Here is a 20853-nt window from a genome sequence, read left to right as displayed (position 1 = left end):
GATCATGCGCGTGACCGGACCGGCTATTTCGCCTGCCCATAGTCCTGGACCACCGCGACGGTCACCGGAAACTCGATCGGGAGTGCGCCGAACAGCAGCCGGCCAGCATCCGCCGCCGCAGCCCTGAGCTCGAGCTCGACCCGCTCGGCGAGGTCCTCCGGGCAGTGCACGACGACCTCGTCATGCAGGAAGAAAACCAGATGTGCCCCACTCGTGAAGTCGCCCCGCGCCGGCCCGAGACCGAGAAGTCGGCCGCGCAGCCCCGCCATCCAGCACAGCGCCCACTCGGCCGCGGTGCCCTGCACAACGAAGTTGCGGGTGAACCGGCCCCACGACCTGGCCTCCGCGCGTGCGCGGGTGACGTCGGCGGCGGTCGCCGTCTCGTCGTATCCGGCGGAGGCGCCCCGGGGGGAGCTGCGGCCGAGGCGCGTGGTGACGACCTCGCCGCGCTCCCCCGCCCTGGCCGCCTCCTCGACGAAGGCGATGGCCCGCGGGTAGGCCCTCGCGAGCCTCGGCAGGAGTCTCCCCGACTCGCCGGACGTCGCCCCGTACATCGCCCCGAGCATCGCGACCTTGGCGTGCGCGCGAGTATCGACGGCCCCGCTTGCTACGATGCCGGCATAGAGGTCGCCCGCAGATCCGGCTTCGGCCATGCCGCGGTCGGCGGAGAGCGCGGCGAGGATCCGTGGCTCGAGCTGCGCGGCATCCGCGACCACGAGCTTCCACCCCGGGTCGGCGACGACGGCACCCCGAACCTGGCGCGGCAGCTGAAGTGCGCCTCCCCCGCCCTTACTCGCCCAACGCCCGGTCACGACACCGCCGGGCACGTAATCGGGCCGAAAACGACCGTTTGCGACGTTCGTGTCGAGCCAGTTCCAGCCGTTGGCGCTCAGAAGCCGTGCCATCTTCTTGTACTCGAGCAGGGGTGCGATCGCCGGATGATCGATGCTCTGCAGCTCCCACGAGCGCGTCGACTGCACCTGCAGGCCCGCGCGACCGAGGGCGCCGAGCAGTTCAGGCGGTGAATCCGGGTTCAGAGTGGGCGAGTCGAGGGCTGCCCGCACTGCCTCGAGCACCGCCTGCATCTTCACCGGCCGATGTTCGGCGGCCGGGCGTGGCCCAAGCAGGTCGCTCAGCATTGCATCGTGCACATCGGTGCGCCAGGGAAGGCCCGCGAAACGCATTTCGGCGGCGATCAGCGCCCCGGCCGACTCGGCGGCGAGCAGCAGGCCGATGCGTGCGGGATTTGCGGTCGCGGCGACTGCCGCCCGCTGCCGGGCGAACTCGCGCAACGCGCCGTCGTCGGGTTGTTCATCAACCTCGAACAGAGCGTCGCCGCCGCGCCGCGGTTCCGGTGTGGGCTCATCCCACCCGTCGTGGGCGCCGGTCGCGAGGGCGGATGCTGCGGTAAGAGACGAGTTGCGCAGGATGGCGCGACACAGGCGCAGGTCAATGCAACGGTCGACCCGCACCCCGGCGCCGAGCAGTGCGGGGTACCAGCGGCTCGTGTCGTCCCAGACCCAGCGGGACGCTGCGGATGCGCGCTCCCGAATCGCAACCTCGGCGGCCAGATCGACCACGTCATCGGGTCCGCGCGAGATCTTGCCGGAATCGTCCAGCTCGGTAAGGCTCACCCCGGCGGGGCCACGACTCAGAACGAGATACACCCGCCCAGTCTGCCGTGCCGCGCCGACAACCTCGGCGTTACGGCCTCGGTGTTACGGCCTCGGTGTTACGGCCCCGGTGTCACCGTTCCGGGCTTCCGGGCGGCACCGATCCGGGCGGCACCGATCCGGGCGGCACAGGTCCGGGCTGCGCGCCAAAGCCCTCCATCAGCCGGGAACGGATCATGAACCGTACGCCCTCCGGCGCCTCGACCGAGAAGCCGCTCCCGCGGCCCTTCACGACGTCGATCGTGAGGAAGGTGTGACTCCAGTACTCGAACTGCTCCGATGACATCCAGAAGTCGATCACCTGAGCATCCGCTCCGGCTGGCGCGATGTCGAGCCGTCCGAGGAGCACATCCTGGTCGGAGGTGCGGAAGTCCCCCTCCGGAAAGCACATCGGGCTGCTGCCGTCGCAGCACCCTCCCGACTGGTGGAACATCAGGGGTCCGTACTGGTCCCGGAGCTTGCGGAGCAGTTCGACCGTCGCGGGCATGAACTCGACCCGCGGGATCGTCTCGCCCGGCACCGTGACACTTGCAACAACATTGTCGATGATCGGCATCGGCGTCCTTCCAAAAAAGGGGATGAGCAACGGGGAACGAGAAGGGAAACGGCGGGGCGCCGGCCGCTGCGAGAATGACCGGCACCCGCTTCACGGTTTAGAAGAAACCGAGCTTGTCTTCGGAGTACGACACGAGCAGGTTCTTGGTCTGCTGGTACGCCGAGAGCGCGAGACGGTTGTTCTCTCGGCCGATACCCGAGCTCTTGTACCCGCCGAAGGCGGCGCCAGCCGGGTACGCGTGGTAGTTGTTGACCCAGACGCGGCCGGCCTGGATGTCGCGCCCGGCGCGGTACGCGACGTTGCCGTTGCGCGACCAGACGCCGGCACCGAGACCGTACAGCGTGTCGTTGGCGATCGAGATTGCGTCGTCGTAGCCGTCGAAGCTCGTCACCGCGAGCACCGGTCCGAAGATCTCCTCCTGGAAGAGGCGCATCTTGTTGTGGCCCTCGAAGATCGTCGGCTGCACGTAGAAGCCGTCGGTGAGGTCTCCCCCGAGGTCGACACGCTCACCGCCGAGCAGAAGCTTCGCGCCCTCCTGCTTGCCGATATCGATGTAGCTCAGAATCTTCTCGAGTTGGTCGTTGGATGACTGCGCGCCGACCTGCGTGTCGGTGTCGAGCGGGTTGCCCTGCACCGCCTTCGCGGTGCGTGCGACGGCGTCGCCGAGGAAGCTGTCGTAGATCGGCTTCTCGATCAGCGCCCTGCTCGGAGCCGTGCAGACCTCTCCGTTGTTGAACGCGAAGAGCACGAAGCCCTCCTGGGCCTTGTCGTAGAAGGCGTCGTCGTGGTCGGCGACGTCCTTGAAGAAGACGTTGGGGCTCTTTCCGCCGAGCTCGAGGGTCGCCGGGATGATGTTGGCGCTCGCGTACTGCAGGATCAGGCGGCCGGTGGTCGTCTCGCCGGTGAACGCGATCTTGCGAATGCGAGGGCTCGACGCGAGCGGCTTGCCCGCTTCGACGCCGAAGCCGTTGACGATGTTGAGAACTCCGGGCGGCAGGATGTCGCCGATCAGCTCGACGAGCACGAGGATCGAGACAGGCGTCTGCTCTGCGGGCTTGAGCACGATCGCGTTTCCTGCGGCCAGCGCGGGGGCCAGCTTCCACACGGCCATGAGGATGGGGAAGTTCCACGGGATGATCTGGCCGACCACGCCGAGCGGCTCGTGGTAGTGGTACGCCGTCATGGAGTCGTCCATCTCGGCGAAGTAGCCCTCCTGCGAGCGGATCGCGGCCGCGAAGTAGCGGAAGTGGTCCGCGGCGAGCGGGAGGTCAGCATTCAGCGTTTCGCGCACGGGCTTACCGTTGTCCCAGGTCTCGGCGACCGAGAGCAGCTCGAGGTTCGCGTCGATGACATCGGCGATCTTGTTGAGGATGTCGGCGCGAGCGGTTGTGGAGGTCTTGCCCCAGGCCGGTGCGGCCTTGTGCGCGGCGTCCAGGGCGAGCTCGATGTCTTCGGCGGTGCCGCGCGCGACCTCGGCAAACGGCTTGCCGTTGACCGGGGAGATATCCTCGAAGTACTGGCCCTTGACGGGTTTGACCCACTCTCCGCCGATCCAGTTCTCGTAGCGGGCCTTGAAGGTGACCTTCGAGTCGGCCGATCCTGGCACTGAGTAAATTGTCATAACACTCCTGTTGACGTCGTTGTCGGGTGCCCCGTAATTTCCGAGTTGACTGACGCTAGCCCGGGTAACGTTGCAGGAGGGTTGCGCTGGGAATCAGCCGTGTACAGTGCCGACCTCCGCCTCGATATGTTCGATCCGCGACACGATTCCGGCGCGCTTCGGCGACCGGGCCGGCAGCAGCATGAGGCAGGTCTTCCAGACCTCGCTGTCGTAGGCGGCCTCGTCGGTGCGCGCGTAGCTGAGCAGCGTGTCGACCGCGGCATCGGCGAGCAGCGCAGCTCGCAGCCGGGAGCTGACCTCGTGGCGGATCTCCTGGATGCCGGGCGAGAACGAACCCGGCAGCACCGGCCCACGGTACGCGGCCAGCGCGACGCGGTGCGCACCCTTATCGAGGAACGCGAGTACCCGGTTCGCGTCGAGGTCGAGCGGCCGACCCAGTCGATACGGGCGGGAGGTCGGGGTGAGTTCGGGGGCGAAGGCCTCCACGACCTTTCGCAGCCGCACCATCTCAGCCCGGAGAGTGTCGCGGTAGCCGTCGCTCTCGTAGACGAGATTGGCGAGTTGGTCCGCGGGCAGCCCCTCCGGATGCCACGCCAGGAGGGTGAGGATTTCCGCGTGACGGCGCGAGAGCTCGAGCGAGCGTCCGCCTACCTCGAGGGTGGCGTGGTCCCGTCCGAGGGAGTTCAGCACAAGGCCCTGCGGCAGGCGCCGTGGGAGCGATGGAGACCGCGGGGCGCGCCTGCGGCTCAGGCCATCGAGACGGCGGATGCGCAGCTCCGCCTCGACCGCCGCCACGGTGGCCTCGATAAGCGGCAGGGTGTGGGGCGAGACCGCCTCGTCGCTCCCGGTGATGTCGATGACTCCGATCACGCTTCCCGTGTCGGGGTCGTGCACCGGCACGGCGGTGCAGCTCCAGGGGTGGACGATGCGGTTGAAGTGCTCGGCACGTTGGATCTGGATGCCGTGGTCGAGCGCGAGCGCGGTTCCGGGTGCACTCGTCCCGACCCGACTCTCCGACCAGTCGGCGCCCTCGACGAAGAGCATCCCCTCAGCGCGGCGACGCAGAGCACGGTCCCCGTCGATCCAGAGCAGCCGCCCCGACTCGTCGCCCACCGCGACGAGAAGGCCGGAGTCGAACGCGTGCCGGGTCAGCAGCTTGTGCACAACCGGTAGCGCTAGCGACAGCGGATGCGCGTTGCGATACTCCCGCAGGTCGTCGTCGTCGAGGGCGAGCTCGGGATTCGCCGTCGACGGGTCGAGCCGGAGTCGAAGCGACCGCTCCCACGACTCCTGAACAACCTGGCGTACGCCGCCGACCCGCTGTCGCTCGGAAATGGCCCGGTCGTGGGCGAGCGCGAGGCGCTTCGAGAGTTCAGCGACCGAGTCGACGAACGGTGCAGCGAGCCACGGATTCCGCATGCCACCCCGATTGTCATTGTTCGCGGGGTAACCCCCACCCAACCCTCACAATAGGCCAGCACGGGCGCTAGTGAAGCAGTTCGCCGGCTTTGTTCAGCACGTTCTTCTCGCCCGCCTCGATCGACACTGTGAAACGATTCTGCCTCGGCGGCAGCGGGCAGTTGAAGTTGTAGTTGAATCCGCACGGTGGCAGGTACGCGCGGTTGAAGTCGAGCGTGATCGAGCCGTCGTGGTTTGGCGCGACCATGAGGAACCGGCCGACGCTGTACGTGGAGACGCCGTTGGTCGCATCGGCGAACACGAGCAGAAGGGCGCGCCCCTCCTTGAACGCGGCGAGGTTGTAATCCACGCCGTCCTTCGTGAACGTAATCTCCCCCGGCAGCACCTTCTCGCGGGGCTTGCCCTCATCTTTGAGGTGCTCGATGCCGACACTCGTGCCTCCCTCGATCTCGGTCCAGGTGGCCGTGATCACCCAGTCGGCGTTGTACGGGAAGGCGTCGATGCCGCCGAAGTCACGGATGCCCTCGGACTCCGAATCCCAGACTCTCAGCGCGTAGCTACCCGATTCGCTCGCGATGACGAAGCCGCTCACGGTGTCGCTGAACACCACGTCGCCCGGTGCCGCAGAGTCCTTGCCAGCCACGATCGCCTCGCCATCGACGAGTACGCCGTCCACGCGGATGTTGTCGGATGCGGTCGCGGTCACTTTGAGGCCCGATTCACCCGCGGGAAGCGGCGCCCATAGGCCCGCGACCCCGTAGACGGGCTGCTCGGAGTCGACCCATTGGGTGTTGACGAGGGCGAGGTTGCCCCTGGGCTGAACCACCGACTGCTCCCTCCGGGTGCGGTAGATGGCGAGCAGGTCTTCGGGCGACGCGGATGCTGTGGTGATGTCAGTCATGGGTCCATCTTTCTAGAGTCTTCGACCTCAACCTGACGGAACACGAATTTATTGCCTCCGTGTTGACACTGCACTGTGGCGAAAATCAAGCCCCTTTACCTTCCCGATGCCCTGTTTTTGACTGGAAGGCACAAGAGAAAGGAAGACCAGTGAGCAACTCATCACAACCAAGCAACTCCCGGTCATCCACACCCGGGTCCGAGTCTGCCGACGGTTCGGTGCGGGGCTCGGTTCCCGCCGACTCCCGTTCGCTTCGTGAGCGGGTCGTCGAGCGGGAGAAGGAGAGGTTCGGCGGACTCAAGGCCGGCGCCACATTCTTCGGCTGGTTGGCCGCGACCGGAGCCGTGGTGCTCCTCACGGTGCTCCTCGCCGCGATCGGCGCCGCTATCGGCCTGACCGGAACGGACCTGGGGCAGGTCACCGATCAGGCCGCGCAGAACGCCGACACGATCGGAGTGGTCAGCGCGATTTTTCTCGCGGTGGTGATCTTCATCGCCTACTTCGGCGGCGGCTACGTCGCCGGGCGGATGGCGCGGTTCAGCGGAGCCCTTCAGGGCATCGGAGTGTGGCTGTGGGCACTGCTGTTCGCGATCGTCATCGCGATCACCGCGGCCGTCGCGGGCCCGGCACTGAATGACGTGAACATGCAGGGGGTCAACGCCTTCCCGCGCATCCCCGTCACCGAGGGCGAGCTCGCGACCGGCAGCATCATCACGGCAGTCATCATCGCGCTCGTCAGTCTCGGCGGGGCCATCCTCGGCGGGATGACCGGCATGCGCTACCACCGCCGCGTGGACGAGGCCGGACTCGGCCACTGATCACTCGGCCACTGATCACACGACCAACGGAAGCCAACGAAAGGAAGTAACCATGATCGACCGCACAAACATCGCCAACCTGTCCGGTGCCGAAGTCATCGACATGAATGGAAAGAAGGTAGGAAAGGTCGGCCAGGTGTATGTCGACGAGCAGGACGGCACCCCCAACTGGCTCACTGTCAACACCGGCCTCTTCGGGATGTCCGAGACGTTCGTGCCCATCGACCGTGCCACGTGGGACGGGGAAGCGGTAACGGTCCCGTACGAGAAGGACTTCACCAAGGATGCGCCGCGAATCGACGGTGACGGGCGGATCAGTCCGGCTGAGGAGGAGCAGCTCTATCGCTACTACGGCATGAGCGACAGCACAGCACCGACCGGAACAGCACCGACCGGAACAGCACCGACCGGAACAGCACCGACCGGAACAGCACCGACCGGTCACGACGCATCCGGTCCGGACACCGACACCGACACGACCGTGACCCGCTCTGAGGAGCAGCTCACGGTCGGCACCGAGCAGGTGGAGACCGGAAAGGCACGACTGCGCAAGTACGTGGTGACGGAGGAGCAGAACGTCACGGTTCCAGTTGCCCACGAGGAGGTCCACCTCGAGCGCGAGCCGATTTCCGAGCAGAACGCGGGCCGTGGCACCTCCGGCGCCGACATCGGCGAAGAGGACGTTGAGGTCACGCTCCACGCGGAACGGCCCGTGGTCGACAAGGAGACTGTTGCTGTGGAGCAGGTTCGGGTCGATGTCGAAACGGTGACCGACCAGGAGCGGGTGAGTGAAGAGGTCCGCAAGGAGCGGGTCGAGCTCGACGACGGGACGTCGACCGAGCGCCCCAGCACCTAATACCCCTGCACCACCCGCTGACGCCGGCCGCCAATGCGGCCGGCGTTTGGCGTGCAACGGCGCTCGCTGCGCCGGGCTGGCCCGTTAGGCCGTGGCGGAGAGGATAAACGCGGCCGTCTGCGCCGGCTGATCCCAGTGCGGAAAGTGTCCGCAGCTCCGAAACCCGCGGAACCGCGCATTCGGAAAGCGCTGCATGGCAACGCTCGCCTGGCTCGGGAGCGTCACGCGGTCCTGTCGCCCCCATCCAATCGCGACCTTGCCCTTTGTGGCCAGCGACCCCGGCTGGGTCGGCCCCTGCACGAGCGCGTCGAGCGCCTCGTCGATGCTCGCCGCCCGGTTGAAGCTGCGCAACTCGGTGAGCACCAGCCCCGGATCGAGCGCCCAGGGGTGGTCACTGAATTGGAACAGCAGTGCGCTCCGAGCGATCCGCGATTGGGTGAAAGTGGGCAGCATCCCGTCGAGCAGGCGGATGAGGCGAATGGATGCGCCGACCGTGGCGCCGAAGACCGCCCGCTGCCCCGGAGACCAGAAGCCGCCGGGATCCAGCGCGACGACCGATCCTGTGTGGCCACGCCTGGCCATCTCGAGCACGAGCCTGCCACCCATCGACGACCCCACGACGTCCGCCTCCTCGAGACCCTCGTCGCGGAGGAACCCTTCGACGGCATCGGTCAGGGTCGCGACGGTGACCTCCCCTGCGAGCGGGTCGCTTTCCCCGAACCCCGGCAGGTCGAAGGCGATCACGTCGCGGGTCGCTGCGAGCCGGTCGAAGATCGGCAGCCACGTCGCCCAGGAGGATCCCAGTCCGTGCACGAGGACGAGTGGCCTGCCGCTACCGCGTCGGACGGTATTCAGGCGGGTTTGTGCCATGAGATTCTCCCTACTGCTCCTTAGCTAGCCTCCAGCCCCGCACCCGAAGAGACAAGCCTTTCACCTACTCCGGCCGGAATCCAATGGGTGCGGTACGGGTCCCGTTCGCCGAGACTGGTAGGCATGACTATCGCACAGGGACCCACCGCGCGCACGATCTCCGCCGACCCGGACTGGTGGCGCCACGCCGCCGTCTACCAGATCTACCCGCGCAGCTTCACCGATGCGGATGGCGACGGACTCGGCGACATCGCCGGCATCACCTCGCGCGTGCCGTACCTCGCCTCCCTCCACATCGACGCGGTGTGGCTGAGTCCGTTCTATCCGTCACCGCTCGCCGACGGCGGCTACGACGTCGCCGACTATCGCAACGTCGACCACAGGCTCGGCACCCTCGCCGACTTCGATGCCCTCGTCGACGCGCTGCACGCAACCGGCATCCGGATCATCATCGATATCGTCCCGAACCACTCCTCGCACCTGCACCCGTGGTTTCAGGAGGCGCTCGCCGCCGCCCCGGGCTCCGCAGCGCGCGAACGCTACATCTTCCGCGATGGGGCGGGGCCAGATGGAGCGCAGCCCCCCTCGGGCTGGGGATCGAACTTCGGCGGCCCCGCGTGGACCCGCGTGCCTGACGGGCAGTGGTACCTCCATCTCTTCGCGAAGGAGCAGCCGGACTTCAATTGGGACAACCCGGAGATCCAGGAGGACTTCCTCACGACACTGCGCTTCTGGTCCGACCGCGGTGTAGACGGATTCAGGGTCGATGTCGCGAACTCACTCATCAAGGACCTCTCCGAACCCTTCCGGCCCTCCATCGACAGGGTGCTCGGTGGCGACCTGCCCATTGACGGCAGCGACCCGCTCTACGACCGCGACGAAGTACACGCCGTGTTCGAGCGGTGGCGCGAGGTGCTCAACGAGTACGACCCGCCTCGGTCGGCAGTTGCCGAGGCCTGGGTGCCGAGGGAGCGGCGCCTGCTCTACGCCCGACCGAGCGAGCTCGGGCAGGCCTTCAACTTCGACCTGGTGCTGGCCGGCTGGAACCCGCGTGAGTTCCACGACGTGATCACCAGCAATCTGAACGACGCCGCCGCGACCGGCGCCTCATCAACCTGGGTGCTCTCCAATCACGACGTCGTGCGACACGCCACCCGGTACGGGCTCCCGCGCGGGGCGGACCACAACGCGTGGCTGCTCGGTTCCGATGCCGCGATCCTCGAGGACCGCGAGGTTGGCCTCCGTCGCGCCCGCGCTGCGACCCTGCTGATGCTCGCGCTGCCGGGCTCGGCGTACCTGTATCAGGGCGAGGAGCTCGGCCTCTCTGAGGTCGCCGAGCTCGACGATCACGTGCTGCAGGATCCGACCTGGGAGCGCACCGGGCATCAGGAGAAGGGGCGGGACGGATGCCGCGTCCCGCTCCCCTGGACGCGCGGCGGGGAGTCGTTCGGCTTCGGCCCGGATGGGTCGCACCTCCCGCAGCCCGACTGGTTCGGCGACCTGTCTGTGGAGGCGGAGGACGGGGTGTATGGTTCGACCCTCGAGCTCTACCGGGCGGCGCTGCGAGCGCGGGCCCAGCTGCAGGGCAATGAGGAACTCGACTGGCAGGTTCGGGACACCGAGGGGATTCTGCATTTCAGTCGCCCCGGCGGGTGGCACTGTGTCACCAACTTCAGCCAGCAGCCCGTCGACCTGCCCGCCGGCGTCGTCGTCGTGTGCAGCGGTCCGCTCCTGAAGGGGATGCTCCCGACCGACACGACCGCGTGGATGCTGCAGTGAGTCGAGCGGTGGTTAGCTAAGGCTGTCCGTGCTGGCGATCACCCGTCCAGCGTGGTTGCATGAGCACATGGCAACCATCGAACCCGTTGAGGTGCCGGGTCAGCATCCCGGTGAAAACAACGTCTCGAACCTCGCCGGACGCCTCAACTGGCTTCGGGCCGGGGTACTCGGCGCAAACGATGGCATCGTCTCCGTCGCGGCTCTCGTCGTCGGCGTCGCCGGTGCGACGAGCTCGGTCCCGGCGATCGCCACGGCCGGCGTCGCCGCCCTCGTCGGAGGCGCAATCTCGATGGGGCTGGGCGAATACGTCTCGGTCAGCAGCCAGAGCGACAGTCAGCGGGCGCTCATCGCGAAGGAACGCCAGGAGCTCATCGACTTCCCCGAGCAGGAGCTGGAAGAGCTCGCCGGACTCTTCCAGGTCAAGGGGCTCTCGAGCCCGACCGCGCATCTGGTGGCCGTCGAGCTCACTAAGACCAATGCCCTCCGCGCGCACCTCTCCGAGGAGCTGGGCATCAGCGAGGACGACGTGGTGAGTCCGTGGCACGCAGCGTGGGTCTCGGCCCTCTCGTTCACGCTCGGCGCGGCGCTGCCCCTCATCGCCATCCTCCTGCCGATCGGAGACTGGAGAGTGCCGGTGACCTTCGTCGCCGTGCTCATCGCGCTCGCCATCACCGGCGCCTTCGGCGCGAAAATCGGCGGCGCTTCAGTCGCCCGCTCGGTGGTGAGGGTCGTTGTTGGAGGGGCCGCCGCGCTCGCCGTCACCTTCGTGATTGGAACCCTGCTGGGCACCTCCGGCTTGGTGTGACGCCCGCCGTGACGGGCAGCTGTACGGCACACCCTCAGGTCTCTGACCTCCGGGCCGGGCTGACCTGCCTGGTCTCGACGGAGAACGACAGCAGCGCCGGCGCGACCTCGTCGCCGATCATCGGGATACCGTGACCGGCGGCGAGCACACGAGGCTCGAGCCGAGCGAGCCGCTCGATCGACTCCGCGGCCTGGTGCGGGTCCCAGGTCGAGAATCTCGGCGGTCCGGATACCTGCTGACGGTGCCGGGAGGGCTCGGCGGGCGAGTTCAGGTTCACAGTCAACACCGCGTCGCCAGAGAGAAGCACCCGGTCGGAGGCTCGGAAAAACGACGCGTGGCCGGGAGTGTGCCCCGGTGTCGCAATGCACTGCCAGTCCGGCAGCCCGGGCACGCCGTCATCCGGGTCGAACGCGTGCACGATCGACGCGAGGTCGAGTTCACGAGTGTTCTTCGACATCGCTTGCGTCGTCAGCCGGTTCAGTAGACCGGTGGGATGCTCGGTTGCCTTGTATCCGGTCGAAACGAGCGGGCGCTCCGCGGGATGCACGTACACCGGAAGTCCCCACTCCGTGGCCAGCTCATGCGCCGAGCCCGCGTGGGTGGCATGCAGGTGGGTCAGCAGAATCGCCGCCGGACGGCTCCCGGCCCCGAAGATCGTTTCCGCCGCCGAACGGATCTCCGCGCCGCGATTCGGGCCGGCGGTGTCGATGAGAACCCACGAGGAGTCGGAGCGGACGAAATAGACGTTCGTCGAGGTGATACCGACCCCCATCCGCAGGCAGTAGACGCCCGGTGCGATCTGCACCGGCAAGGACTGGGCCACGGAGGAGAATCTCTGGTCGGAGACGACGGGCGCCTTTCCGATGTACTGTCGGCTCACCACGAGCTCGAGCATGAAGTCGGCCGCATTGGCGCGGCTCAGCGATCCCCCGGTAACGCCGTCCCCGAGGTAGCCGACGGCGACATGCCCGGTACGTGGCCCATCCCTGAGCGCGGGCGGCCGCACGATCGTCCAATCGAGGCCGGATTCGCTCAGGACCCTCGCGGTCTCGACAACATCGTCGTACACCGGGTGTCGAAATCGCCGGGTCGCCTGTATGCCGAGGCGGGTCAACACGGAGGGCTCGTCGTTCGGCACGAGCACGCCGGGGCGAGCCACGATGACCAGTCGGCGCACCCCGAACTTGTGCATCGAGGCGACGATATTCCTTGTCGCCCGCGCGATGGGTGTGCCGGGCTGTGGCGCCGACTGTCCGAGAAGACTGATCACCCCATCGGCACCCTCGAGGGCGCGGTCGATCGCCGCAGCATCCGATAGATCCCCGGGCACCATTCGAAGCCTGTCGTGAACGATGCCGAGACGCGCCGGCGGACGCACGAGGGCGTTCACCCGTTGACCCTCGTCGAGCGCCTGGCCGATGAGAATCCTGCCCGTCGCACTGGTTCCGCCGAATACCGCGATGATCATGGTGTTTCCTCCTTGACAACACAGCCTTCGCCGGATCGTTCCGGCCAGGAAGGGCCGAAGGTCCCCGCAGGCGCCGGGGACAGGCCCCGTGTTCGGTGCTCAGTCGAGCAGATCGTATGATTGTGCGAATCTAAGGCGCGGCGGAGCGCTCTATCCCCATCGAGAGGCAGGTGCCCGGTGAATTTTGACGACGCGATCGGCACATTGGTGAGGGGGGTCGAATCGGTCGGAGCCCTCATCATGGTCATCGGCGGTGGCTTCGCCTTTGTCAGGGCCTTGCTGCAGCTCCGGCGACCGGACGAGAGGAAGGGCACCTACCAGCGGCTGCGTCGCACCCTCGGCCGCGCGATTCTCCTGGGCCTCGAGGTGCTCATCGTGGCCGACATCATCCGGACGATCCTTGTCGAGCCCACCGTCCAGAGTGTGCTGGTCCTCGGTGCCATCGTCCTCATCCGCATCGCCCTGAGCTTCTCACTCGAGGTGGAGATCGACGGGACGTGGCCATGGAATCGCTGGCGAACTCGCGCCACGCAGGACTCAACGTCCGACTAGGTTCACAAGGCCCCACAGTAGGTCGCGGCATCAGGGAGTTAGGTCCCTGTCGACCACCACGTTCTGTCTGCTGATAATTGCGCGTGTTCCGGGCGCAGCTTCAGGCAACGACAGCGCAGGCCGCCGCGGCCCGGCCCGCCCGATCCTCAGGCCGGGGCCGGGCCGTTCTCGCGGTGATTCTCATCACACTCGGGGTGCTCCTCGCCCCCGTCGCAGTCATCGCCGCGTGGACGAAGTCCGAGGTGACCGACACCGACCGGTTCGTGGCGACCCTGACGCCGCTTATCGAGGACGAGGCGTTCCAGGTTTTCCTGGTGGACGGGATCGCCGCGGCGGTAGACGACAGCATCGGCATCGAGGCGATCAGCGCCGACCTGTTGCGCAACGCCGCCGAACACCTCGTGACGTCAGACGCCTTCGAGCGGGTCTGGGACCGGGCCCTGCGTGTGAGCCATGCGCAACTCACCACTGCGCTCAGCGGGGATACATCGCAGGCCGTCGTCATCAGCGAATCGGGCGAGCTGGGAATTCAGCTCGGGCCGATCATCGAGGAGGTCAAGACCGAGCTGATCGGCCGCGGTCACACCCTCGCCCAACGTATTCCCGACATCGATCGCACGATCGTGGTCGCCGAGGCTGAGGGGCTCGCTCAAGCGCGCACGGTGCACCAGATTCTCGATGTGCTCGGCGTCGTGCTTCCGTGGCTGAGCCTGCTCCTCCCCGCGGCCGGCGTCCTCGCCGCCCGGACGCGGTCCCGGGCGCTTGTCTGGGCCGGCATCGCGCTCGCGCTCGCGATGGCCCTCCTCGCGAGCGGGCTGTCGATCGGGCGCATCCTCTTCGTGGACGCGATTTCTCGCGTCTACCTGCCGACGGACGCCGCCGGTTCCATCTACGACGCGCTCGTCCCGCTGGTCTACTCGACCGCGATCGCCGTGGGAGTCGTCGGCGTCACGGTCGCGATCGTCGCCTATTTCGCCGGGCACTCCCCGGGTGAAATCATGGCGCGTGGGCCCACCGTCGACACCGCCGGGCGGCTTCGGGCCGCCGCCGCGGCCAAAGGTGCCACAACGGGAAAGTTCGGCGCGTGCGTGTACCGCGCGCGACGTTACCTGAGGATCGCAGTCGCGGTGATCGCCGCAGCGATCGTTCTGTTCGTTCGGCCGCTCTCCCCCGGCGTCATCCTCTGGACGGCGACCGGTGCGCTCCTCGCCATCCTGCTGATCGAGGTGCTCCAGCGACCTTCGGTGGAGGAGGCTGCGGTGGGGATTCAGGTGGTCGGTGGCCACGTGGTCGGTGGCCACGTGGTCGGTGGCCACGTGGTCGGTAGCGAAGTGGTCGGTAGCGAAGTGGTCGGCGAGGCCTCCGGTGGAGTTTGACGCAGATGTCGGTGCCCGGTTGCGTCGAAGGATGCCGGATTGGTCAGATCGCGGTGTCCGGCAGTCGAGACGGCCCCGTCGCGATTGACGCTCATCGCGGGCTGCGCCCGTACTGTGACTTGAGACAGGCGTTAGGAGCGGAAGGACGAGACCGTGTTGGCGGGTTGAGCAGGCCTCGGAGCTGTGTCAGTTGGTTAAGCAGGTCGCACGGCTGTTTCTGTTGGTTGAGCAGGTCGCGTAGCGACCGCGTCGAAACCCTGTTGCGGCAAGTAGGTGATCGGGTGGGTCACGCTGGTTCGCGCCCGTCGTGGTGAGGAACGAGCGGCAGGGATGGATGTGGTGGTCGGGGCGCGCGCGTCGGCTCGCTAACTTCTGTTGGTTGAGCAGGTCGCGCAGCTTTTCTGTTGGTTGAGCGGGTCGCGCAGCGTCCGTGTCGAATCCCGGCCGTGCTCGGCCTGTGGTCATGGCAGTGCTGGTGTGGGGAGTTTTCCGCCGCGTTTGGGTGTGCGGGTGGGGTCGATGTGTGGGGGGGGGGTGAACCAGGGGGTGTTGTCGGTGATTTGTACGGTCCATCCTTTGTGGATGATGTGGTGGTGTCCGGTGCATAACAGGATTCCGTTGTTGAGGTTTGTTGTGCCTCCGTGGGACCACCAGTGGATGTGGTGGGCTTCGGTGTAGGAGGGTGGTCTGCCGCAGCCGGTGATGGCGCAGCCGCCGTCGCGTTCGGCGAATGCGATTCGTTGGGCGCGGGTGAATAGTCGTCTCCCGGTGCCGAGGTCGAGGATTTGGCTGTTCCCGCCGAGGACTGCGGGGATCAGTTCCGCGTCCGCGGCAAGCCTGCGGGCGGCACCAGCCGTGATGGGGTCCTCGACTCCGTCGAGGTGTGCTGCGCCGAGGCCGGATTGGAGTTGTTCCAGCGTCATCCGGATGATCAGGGTGGTGTGTGGGAGGGGTCCTGGTGCGGTGGTGCAGCCCATCATGTGCCGGGCCACATCGATCAGAGCGTCGGCGGCGATCCTGGGGATCGTCCGCGGGTCGGGGAGCTCGGCATGGTGGTCACCGCACGCGTCCCGGTCGAGACCCTCATCGCCCATGCCGTGGCCGTGGCCGCCGGCGGTCCCCGCAGGTCCTGTCGGGTCGGTGTCGAAGCGGACGGCGCGGAGGGCGTCGCCGACCATCGCGTCGATCATGGTGCGCACATATCCGGCGCCGAGGGGGTCGAGGTCGATCGTGCAGCGCTCCAAACCGTTGCCCTGTTTGCTCCAGCGCAGCGACCGGGCCGCGATCAGTGCCTCCTCCCGCGGTGCGATCCCATCGGTATCGAGCGCGTCGCGCCAGGAGATCGACAGCTTCCGCACCGTGTCCGCCGGATGAGACGCGGCGAAGGTGACCAGTTCCTCCTCCGCCGCGACCAGGTGTACCGGCAGGGCGCGGGGGGCGGCCTGGGTGAGGGAGGTGATGATCGACTGGGCCGCATCCACCTGCACCACCGCGCTGTTCACCGCATCCGCGACCAGGGGGAACGGGGCGGGGAGGCGCTCCCCGAGCAGGGACACCGGTGCGGTGGTCGCCTCACCGAGCCGGACTGTTCTGCCGGCCTCGGCCAGAGTCACCCGACCCAGTTCCGTGATCAGGGAGGCAGGAGAGGTATGCCCGGAAGACTTCGCCAGGCCGCCCTGCCCGAGCGAGGGGCGCGAGCGCACACTCAGCTCCCCCGCCGCACGCACCAGCAGGGCATCGACGTGTCGTTTGAGGTCGTAGCCGGACTGGATCGCCCGCACCAGCCCCGCATCGGACATTGTCTCCACATCGAGCTGGGACGGAGCGACCGAGATCGCGCCGAACGAGGCGCCGGCGGTTGCACCGACCGAGACGGCTGCAGCCGCTGCGCCGGATCCTGCTCCACGCGCATCGGGCGGCCGGGCATCGGGGTGTTCGCCGACCCGGGCGCCGAACCCGGTGAGCGCACCAGCCCACACCGACGCGAACGCAATAGCGCTTGCGGCGAGGGGATCGGTTGCTTTGGACATACCCACATAGTGACAGGCACCACCGACATTCCAACCGACACCAAACCACACCCTGATCGGGGATATTGCCTGTGGAGAATCCTCCACGAGCACGGCTTGTGGAGGAGAAGACGCAGGCACCCAAGTGGGGGCGACGCGCGCGCCAGAGCCCGCTGCTCAACCGACAGAGACTCGCAGCTCGGACTTCGACACGGCCGCGAGCAAGTCGACGACGTGGCAACCAACGATCGCGATGACGGCTTCGTCCAGTTCGTAGTCGACGACGTTGCCGGGCGGCGTGACTATGGCAGCTTTAGTCGTACCCACCAGGGCAATCTAAGCGGGACCCACTTCGGGCCGGACGGGGTGTCACGGGCAACCTAAATCGGACCCACCTTCGCCGTTGTCGCAACGTGTTTCGTTGCTCAAGGTGGAGGTTTCGGATGGAGTCTCGGGTGGAATTGATCGCGCGGATCCGACGTGATGCGCGCGTTGAGGGTCTCTCGATCAGGGAACTGGCTCGAAGACATGGTGTCGGCGGGCCGACTGTTCGGCAGGCGCTGGCTCAGGCCGAGCCGCCGGCCAGGAAGCTGCGGGTGCGGACGGCACCACGGTTGGACGCGTTCAAGCTCGTGATCGACGAGATGCTCCGCCAGGATCTCGAGGGCCCACGCAAGCAACGTCACACGGCGAGGCGGATCTTCGCGCGGCTCTCGGACGAACACGACGCTGCAGAGCTGTTGTATCCGACGGTCCGCGACTACGTCCGGCGGCGCCGACCGGAGATCGATATTGAGGTGGGGTTGGCTGGGGTGAAGTCCAAGTGCCACATGTTCGCCTTTCGCCTTTCGCCTCTCGCAGTCGGGGAAGGCGATCCACCGGATCTATCCGACGCAGGCGCAGGAAGCGTTTCTTGCGGGTAACATCGACGCGTTCGCGGACATCGGCGGGATCCCGACCCGCCACATTCGCTACGACAACCTCACCGACGCAGTGGTGAAAGTCATCTACGGCAGCGGCCGGCAGCGGATCGAAAACCAGCGGTGGGTGCTATTCCGTTCGCACTATGGGTTCGATGCGTTCTACTGCCACCCCTGGATCGAGGGCGCTCACGAGAAGGGCGGCATCGAGGGCGACGTCGGCCGGTTCCGTAGCACACACCTCTCTCTGATGCCCGTGGTCGACTCCCTCGCGGAGCTGAATCAGAAGGTTCGTCGGTGGGACCTCGACGACGAGAACCGGCGGATTGGCGACCGCATGCGCACAGTGGCTCAGGACTTCGCCTTCGAGCGTGAGCTGCTGGCGCCGATCACGGCGGAACGGTTCGAGCCGGGCCTGTCGTTGACGCCGCGGGTGAGCCGGTCGAGCCTTGTCCGGGTGCGGATGGCGTCCTATTCGGTCCCGGCCCGCTTCATCGGCCGCCAGGTGCGGGTTTCCCTGCGCGCGTCAGAGGTGATTCTCTTCGAGGGCCGCACCGAGATAGCCAGACACCCTCGCGTCGTAGCGATGCACGGGCAAAGCGTGAACCTGGACCACTACCTCGAGGTCCTCCTTCACAAGCCCGGCGCTCTCCCTGGTTCGACCGCTCTTGCCCACGCTCGAGCAGCTGGTGTCTTCACGTCCGCTCACGAAGCGTTCTGAGCGGCCGCCCGGAAGACCGACGGGGACGCTGGCGGCACACGAGCGCTGATCGACGTCCTCCTGCTGCACCGCACGATGACCGCCGACGACATCGTCGCCGGCATCACCGCGGCGCTGACGGTCGGAGCGGTCACCGCCGACGTCGTCGCGGTCGAAGCACCGACGACATGAACCACTCGGTGGGTCCCAGTTGGACCGTCCCCTCGTCGAACATGCTCGAGGTCCCGAGCGACGGGTAGTCAGTCTTACCCAGCGCCGTCTCGAGGATCCCGCGGCAGTCATCGCGGGCCTTCCGGCTGACACGCGGCCGCTGCCTTCGGTATCGGCTTACGACCAGCTGCTGCGACTACCTGAACGGCAGTCGGGGAAGACCGCGCCCACCGTGAAGAAGGGAACAGGATCATGACCACCACAACCAGCATCACCACCACCCTCCGCCGAAGAAGCGGTCTCTCTGAGGAGGCAAGGCAGCCGGGTTCCCTGGGATAAGTGGCTCGGGGATTTTGACTTCGATGCCAACCCGAACATCAACCCCGCGACCATCAATACGCTGGCCACCGGGGACTGGGTCCGCCGAGGTCAACCGCTCTGCCTCATCGGCGACTCCGGCACCGGAAAAAGCCACCTGCTCATCGCTCTCGGGACGGCCGCTGCTGAGAAAGGGTTCCGGGTCAACTACACCCTCGCCACCAGGCTTCTGAACGAACTCGTCGAAGGAGCCGACGAGAAAAACCTCGCCCGAACCATCGCCCGCTACGGTCGGGTCGATCTCCTCATGATCGACGAACTCGGCTACATGGAACTCGACCGGAGAGGCGCCGAACTCCTCTTTCAGGTGCTGACCGAGCGGGAGGAGAACAACTCCATCGCGATCGCCTCGAACGAGTCGTTCTCCGGCTGGACGAAAACGTTCACCGACCCGCGACCTTGCGCGGCAATCGTTGACCGGTTGACGTTCAACGGCACCATCATCGAGACCGGCACTGACTCCTACCGTCTCGCCCACAGCCAGAAACAGCACCGGCTCGGCAGCTGAAGCTCAGCAGCAGTCGTCGTGCTCGATGTCTCGTTCGCCGGTCAGTGCTGACACCGGCACCTTGCAGGCATCGCCGCGCCAGGCCTCGAGCCCTTCGCGGACTGCGAAGACCACGATCACGAGGGCTGCGACCGAGTCCGCCCACGCCCACCCGAACATGACGTTCAGCAGCAGCCCGACCAGAAGGGCGGCGGACAGATAGGAGCAGATCAGGGTCTGCTTCGAGTCAGCTATCGCGGACGCTGAGCCCAGCTCTCGGCCAGCCCTTCGTTCCGCAAAGCTCAGGAAAGGCATCACCGCAAGGCTGACCGCGGCAAGCGCGATTCCGACCGGGCTGTGTTCTGCTTCTCGAACACCGAACAAAGACAAGCTGGCGTCGACGGCCACATAGGCGGCGAGGGCGAAGAACGACCAGGCGATGACGCGCAGCGCTGTCTTTTCACGCTTCTCGGGGTCGGGGGAGGCGAACTGCCACGCCACGGCGGCCGCGGAAAGGACCTCGACGATGGAGTCCAGACCGAATCCGACCAGGGCAGCCGACGAGGCGGCGGTTCCGGCCGAGATCGCGATGATCGCCTCGACGACGTTATAGGCAATGGTCGCCGCGACGATCCACCGAATCCGCCGGCGGAGCAGCAGCTTCCGGTCCGGTTGGATCTCGTCGAGGCGGCCCGTTGCGGGGGCGCTCATGCCCCGGTCCCGCAGCACAGCGGCACGTCGCACGCCTCGTTCCGACAATCGGCTCCGTCGTCGACCGCGAGCACGACGTCGACCAAAGCGACGAGAGCACGGGTGACGTGGGGATCTGCGATCTCATAGCGAGTCGAGCGGCCCTCGGGGACGGCGGCCACGATCCGGCAGCCGCGCAGGCAAGACAAATGGTTGGACACGTTCGACCGCGTCAGTTTCAACTCGCGCGCCAGCTCACCCGGATATCCAGGGCCATCCAGCAGCGATAGCAGGATTCGCGACCGGGTGGGATCGGCCATCGCTCGACCCAATCGGTTGATCACGTCCACTCGCGAAGCAATAGTCAGCATTCGCTGACATTACATCGCCTACTGACCAATCGCAACGACGCCCACCAGCCCCGAAGGTCCAGTCCAGGTTGCCCGTGACACACCGTCCAGCCCGAAGTGGGTCCCGCTTAGATTGCCCTCGTGGGTCCCAAACACCTTGACATAGTCACGCGTGAGGCCGAGACCGGATTCTTTGGGCGCCATGACGCCTCTCCAATAAATATGCAGATGTGCTGCTGATATCGATGCTTTGGAGGGAATTTTGACGCAAACTTTCGACTGACACCGCGCGATATGTCCTGTTTGCTGCAGCGGCGTATCGCGAAGTCTGGGAACCTCGTTCCGAGGAGGTCGCAGTCAGCTCAAATTGGCGTCATGCGTGCTCGCGCGGCGGTGAGGTTTGGTGGCTGGTGAAGCCTCTGCTTGCGGACAAGACGCAGTCTCCCGATAAGGT

The 20853-nt window shown here is 66.7% G+C and carries 17 protein-coding genes and 2 pseudogenes; 8 read left to right on the top strand and 11 right to left on the bottom strand.

The features are described 5' to 3' along the window. Window positions 1-23 precede the first annotated feature (23 nt). The 5 genes from BHD05_RS09795 to BHD05_RS09775 form a co-directional block, all read right to left on the bottom strand. Window positions 24-1667 carry a bifunctional 3'-5' exonuclease/DNA polymerase gene (locus BHD05_RS09795; RefSeq protein ID WP_161886261.1) on the bottom strand — a complete coding sequence of 548 codons (1644 nt, stop codon included), beginning with the start codon at window positions 1665-1667 and terminating at the stop codon, window positions 24-26. Between the two features lie 79 nt (window positions 1668-1746). Beyond that, the gene (locus BHD05_RS09790; protein WP_202614190.1) at window positions 1747-2229 is read right to left on the bottom strand and encodes a DUF779 domain-containing protein; all 483 of its coding nucleotides are present in this window, start codon (window positions 2227-2229) and stop codon (window positions 1747-1749) included. 97 nt (window positions 2230-2326) lie between these two features. Further along, window positions 2327-3850 carry an acetaldehyde dehydrogenase ExaC gene (exaC, locus tag BHD05_RS09785; RefSeq protein ID WP_161886260.1) on the bottom strand — a complete coding sequence of 508 codons (1524 nt, stop codon included), beginning with the start codon at window positions 3848-3850 and terminating at the stop codon, window positions 2327-2329. 93 nt (window positions 3851-3943) lie between these two features. Next, window positions 3944-5269 carry a GAF domain-containing protein gene (locus BHD05_RS09780; protein ID WP_161886259.1) on the bottom strand — a complete coding sequence of 442 codons (1326 nt, stop codon included), beginning with the start codon at window positions 5267-5269 and terminating at the stop codon, window positions 3944-3946. A gap of 67 nt (window positions 5270-5336) precedes the next feature. Then, the gene (locus tag BHD05_RS09775; protein ID WP_161886258.1) at window positions 5337-6170 is read right to left on the bottom strand and encodes a DUF1684 domain-containing protein; all 834 of its coding nucleotides are present in this window, start codon (window positions 6168-6170) and stop codon (window positions 5337-5339) included. A 149-nt stretch (window positions 6171-6319) separates the two neighbouring features. On the opposite strand from BHD05_RS09775, the gene BHD05_RS09770 reads away from it, so the two are divergent. Next, window positions 6320-6988: a hypothetical protein gene (locus BHD05_RS09770; protein ID WP_161886257.1), complete on the top strand. Its 669-nt coding sequence runs from the start codon at window positions 6320-6322 to the stop codon at window positions 6986-6988. Between the two features lie 52 nt (window positions 6989-7040). Continuing rightward, window positions 7041-7844, top strand: a complete 804-nt coding sequence (locus tag BHD05_RS09765; RefSeq protein ID WP_161886256.1) for a DUF2382 domain-containing protein — start codon at window positions 7041-7043, stop codon at window positions 7842-7844. Between the two features lie 84 nt (window positions 7845-7928). Here BHD05_RS09765 and BHD05_RS09760 read toward each other — a convergent pair whose 3' ends face one another. Further along, the gene (locus BHD05_RS09760) at window positions 7929-8714 is read right to left on the bottom strand and encodes an alpha/beta fold hydrolase (RefSeq protein WP_161886255.1); all 786 of its coding nucleotides are present in this window, start codon (window positions 8712-8714) and stop codon (window positions 7929-7931) included. 123 nt (window positions 8715-8837) lie between these two features. Here BHD05_RS09760 and BHD05_RS09755 point away from each other — a divergent pair, with 123 nt between their 5' ends. Next, a complete protein-coding gene (locus tag BHD05_RS09755; RefSeq protein WP_161886254.1) occupies window positions 8838-10493 on the top strand; it encodes a glycoside hydrolase family 13 protein in 1656 nt (551 codons plus the stop codon). A 67-nt stretch (window positions 10494-10560) separates the two neighbouring features. Then, window positions 10561-11298 (top strand): VIT1/CCC1 transporter family protein, encoded by a 738-nt coding sequence (locus tag BHD05_RS09750; protein ID WP_161886253.1) that lies wholly within the window; start codon window positions 10561-10563, stop codon window positions 11296-11298. Window positions 11299-11332: 34 nt separating this feature from the next. Here BHD05_RS09750 and BHD05_RS09745 read toward each other — a convergent pair whose 3' ends face one another. Next, window positions 11333-12766 (bottom strand): NAD(P)H-binding protein, encoded by a 1434-nt coding sequence (locus tag BHD05_RS09745; protein ID WP_161886252.1) that lies wholly within the window; start codon window positions 12764-12766, stop codon window positions 11333-11335. A gap of 177 nt (window positions 12767-12943) precedes the next feature. Between BHD05_RS09745 and BHD05_RS09740 the strand changes: the two genes are divergently transcribed. Beyond that, window positions 12944-13318, top strand: coding sequence for a DUF1622 domain-containing protein (locus tag BHD05_RS09740; protein WP_236966494.1), 375 nt, complete (start codon window positions 12944-12946; stop codon window positions 13316-13318). A gap of 173 nt (window positions 13319-13491) precedes the next feature. Beyond that, a complete protein-coding gene (locus BHD05_RS15745) occupies window positions 13492-14694 on the top strand; it encodes a hypothetical protein (protein WP_202614189.1) in 1203 nt (400 codons plus the stop codon). 461 nt (window positions 14695-15155) lie between these two features. Here the strand turns inward: BHD05_RS15745 and BHD05_RS09735 are convergent, their stop codons facing one another. Beyond that, the gene (locus BHD05_RS09735; RefSeq protein ID WP_161886251.1) at window positions 15156-16724 is read right to left on the bottom strand and encodes an HNH endonuclease signature motif containing protein; all 1569 of its coding nucleotides are present in this window, start codon (window positions 16722-16724) and stop codon (window positions 15156-15158) included. A 156-nt stretch (window positions 16725-16880) separates the two neighbouring features. Further along, window positions 16881-17030 carry a hypothetical protein gene (locus tag BHD05_RS09730; protein ID WP_161886250.1) on the bottom strand — a complete coding sequence of 50 codons (150 nt, stop codon included), beginning with the start codon at window positions 17028-17030 and terminating at the stop codon, window positions 16881-16883. A gap of 116 nt (window positions 17031-17146) precedes the next feature. Here BHD05_RS09730 and BHD05_RS09725 point away from each other — a divergent pair. After that, window positions 17147-18750 (top strand): annotated as a pseudogene (locus tag BHD05_RS09725) (IS21/IS408/IS1162 family transposase). A gap of 72 nt (window positions 18751-18822) precedes the next feature. Further along, window positions 18823-19380, top strand: a pseudogene (istB, locus tag BHD05_RS09720) (IS21-like element helper ATPase IstB); the annotation flags it as partial. A gap of 3 nt (window positions 19381-19383) precedes the next feature. Here istB and BHD05_RS09715 read toward each other — a convergent pair. Together BHD05_RS09715 and cmtR are read right to left on the bottom strand one after the other, a co-directional pair. Beyond that, on the bottom strand, window positions 19384-20070 hold the full coding sequence (locus tag BHD05_RS09715) for a cation efflux transmembrane domain-containing protein (protein ID WP_161886249.1): 687 nt from the start codon (window positions 20068-20070) through the stop codon (window positions 19384-19386). After that, window positions 20067-20420: a Cd(II)/Pb(II)-sensing metalloregulatory transcriptional regulator CmtR gene (gene cmtR / locus BHD05_RS09710; protein ID WP_161886248.1), complete on the bottom strand. Its 354-nt coding sequence runs from the start codon at window positions 20418-20420 to the stop codon at window positions 20067-20069. The genes BHD05_RS09715 and cmtR overlap by 4 nt, the downstream gene beginning before the upstream one ends. Between the last annotated feature and the right edge of the window lie 433 nt (window positions 20421-20853).

The organism is Marisediminicola antarctica, assembly GCF_009930795.1.
Taxonomy (GTDB): domain Bacteria; phylum Actinomycetota; class Actinomycetes; order Actinomycetales; family Microbacteriaceae; genus Marisediminicola; species Marisediminicola antarctica.
This window is presented reverse-complemented; position numbering and strand designations above follow the sequence as displayed.

What these genes read in the sequence shown, in the direction of transcription:
- BHD05_RS09780 (WP_161886259.1), bottom strand. Translation starts at nt 5,269, where the DNA reads ATGCGGAATCCGTGGCTCGCTGCACCGTTCGTCGACTCGGTCGCTGAA.
- BHD05_RS09765 (WP_161886256.1), top strand. Translation starts at nt 7,041, where the DNA reads ATGATCGACCGCACAAACATCGCCAACCTGTCCGGTGCCGAAGTCATC.
- BHD05_RS09735 (WP_161886251.1), bottom strand. Translation starts at nt 16,724, where the DNA reads ATGTCCAAAGCAACCGATCCCCTCGCCGCAAGCGCTATTGCGTTCGCG.
- BHD05_RS09715 (WP_161886249.1), bottom strand. Translation starts at nt 20,070, where the DNA reads ATGAGCGCCCCCGCAACGGGCCGCCTCGACGAGATCCAACCGGACCGG.
- BHD05_RS09745 (WP_161886252.1), bottom strand. Translation starts at nt 12,766, where the DNA reads ATGATCATCGCGGTATTCGGCGGAACCAGTGCGACGGGCAGGATTCTC.
- BHD05_RS09755 (WP_161886254.1), top strand. Translation starts at nt 8,838, where the DNA reads ATGACTATCGCACAGGGACCCACCGCGCGCACGATCTCCGCCGACCCG.
- exaC (WP_161886260.1), bottom strand. Translation starts at nt 3,850, where the DNA reads ATGACAATTTACTCAGTGCCAGGATCGGCCGACTCGAAGGTCACCTTC.
- BHD05_RS09750 (WP_161886253.1), top strand. Translation starts at nt 10,561, where the DNA reads ATGGCAACCATCGAACCCGTTGAGGTGCCGGGTCAGCATCCCGGTGAA.
- cmtR (WP_161886248.1), bottom strand. Translation starts at nt 20,420, where the DNA reads ATGCTGACTATTGCTTCGCGAGTGGACGTGATCAACCGATTGGGTCGA.
- BHD05_RS09775 (WP_161886258.1), bottom strand. Translation starts at nt 6,170, where the DNA reads ATGACTGACATCACCACAGCATCCGCGTCGCCCGAAGACCTGCTCGCC.
- BHD05_RS09790 (WP_202614190.1), bottom strand. Translation starts at nt 2,229, where the DNA reads ATGCCGATCATCGACAATGTTGTTGCAAGTGTCACGGTGCCGGGCGAG.
- BHD05_RS09760 (WP_161886255.1), bottom strand. Translation starts at nt 8,714, where the DNA reads ATGGCACAAACCCGCCTGAATACCGTCCGACGCGGTAGCGGCAGGCCA.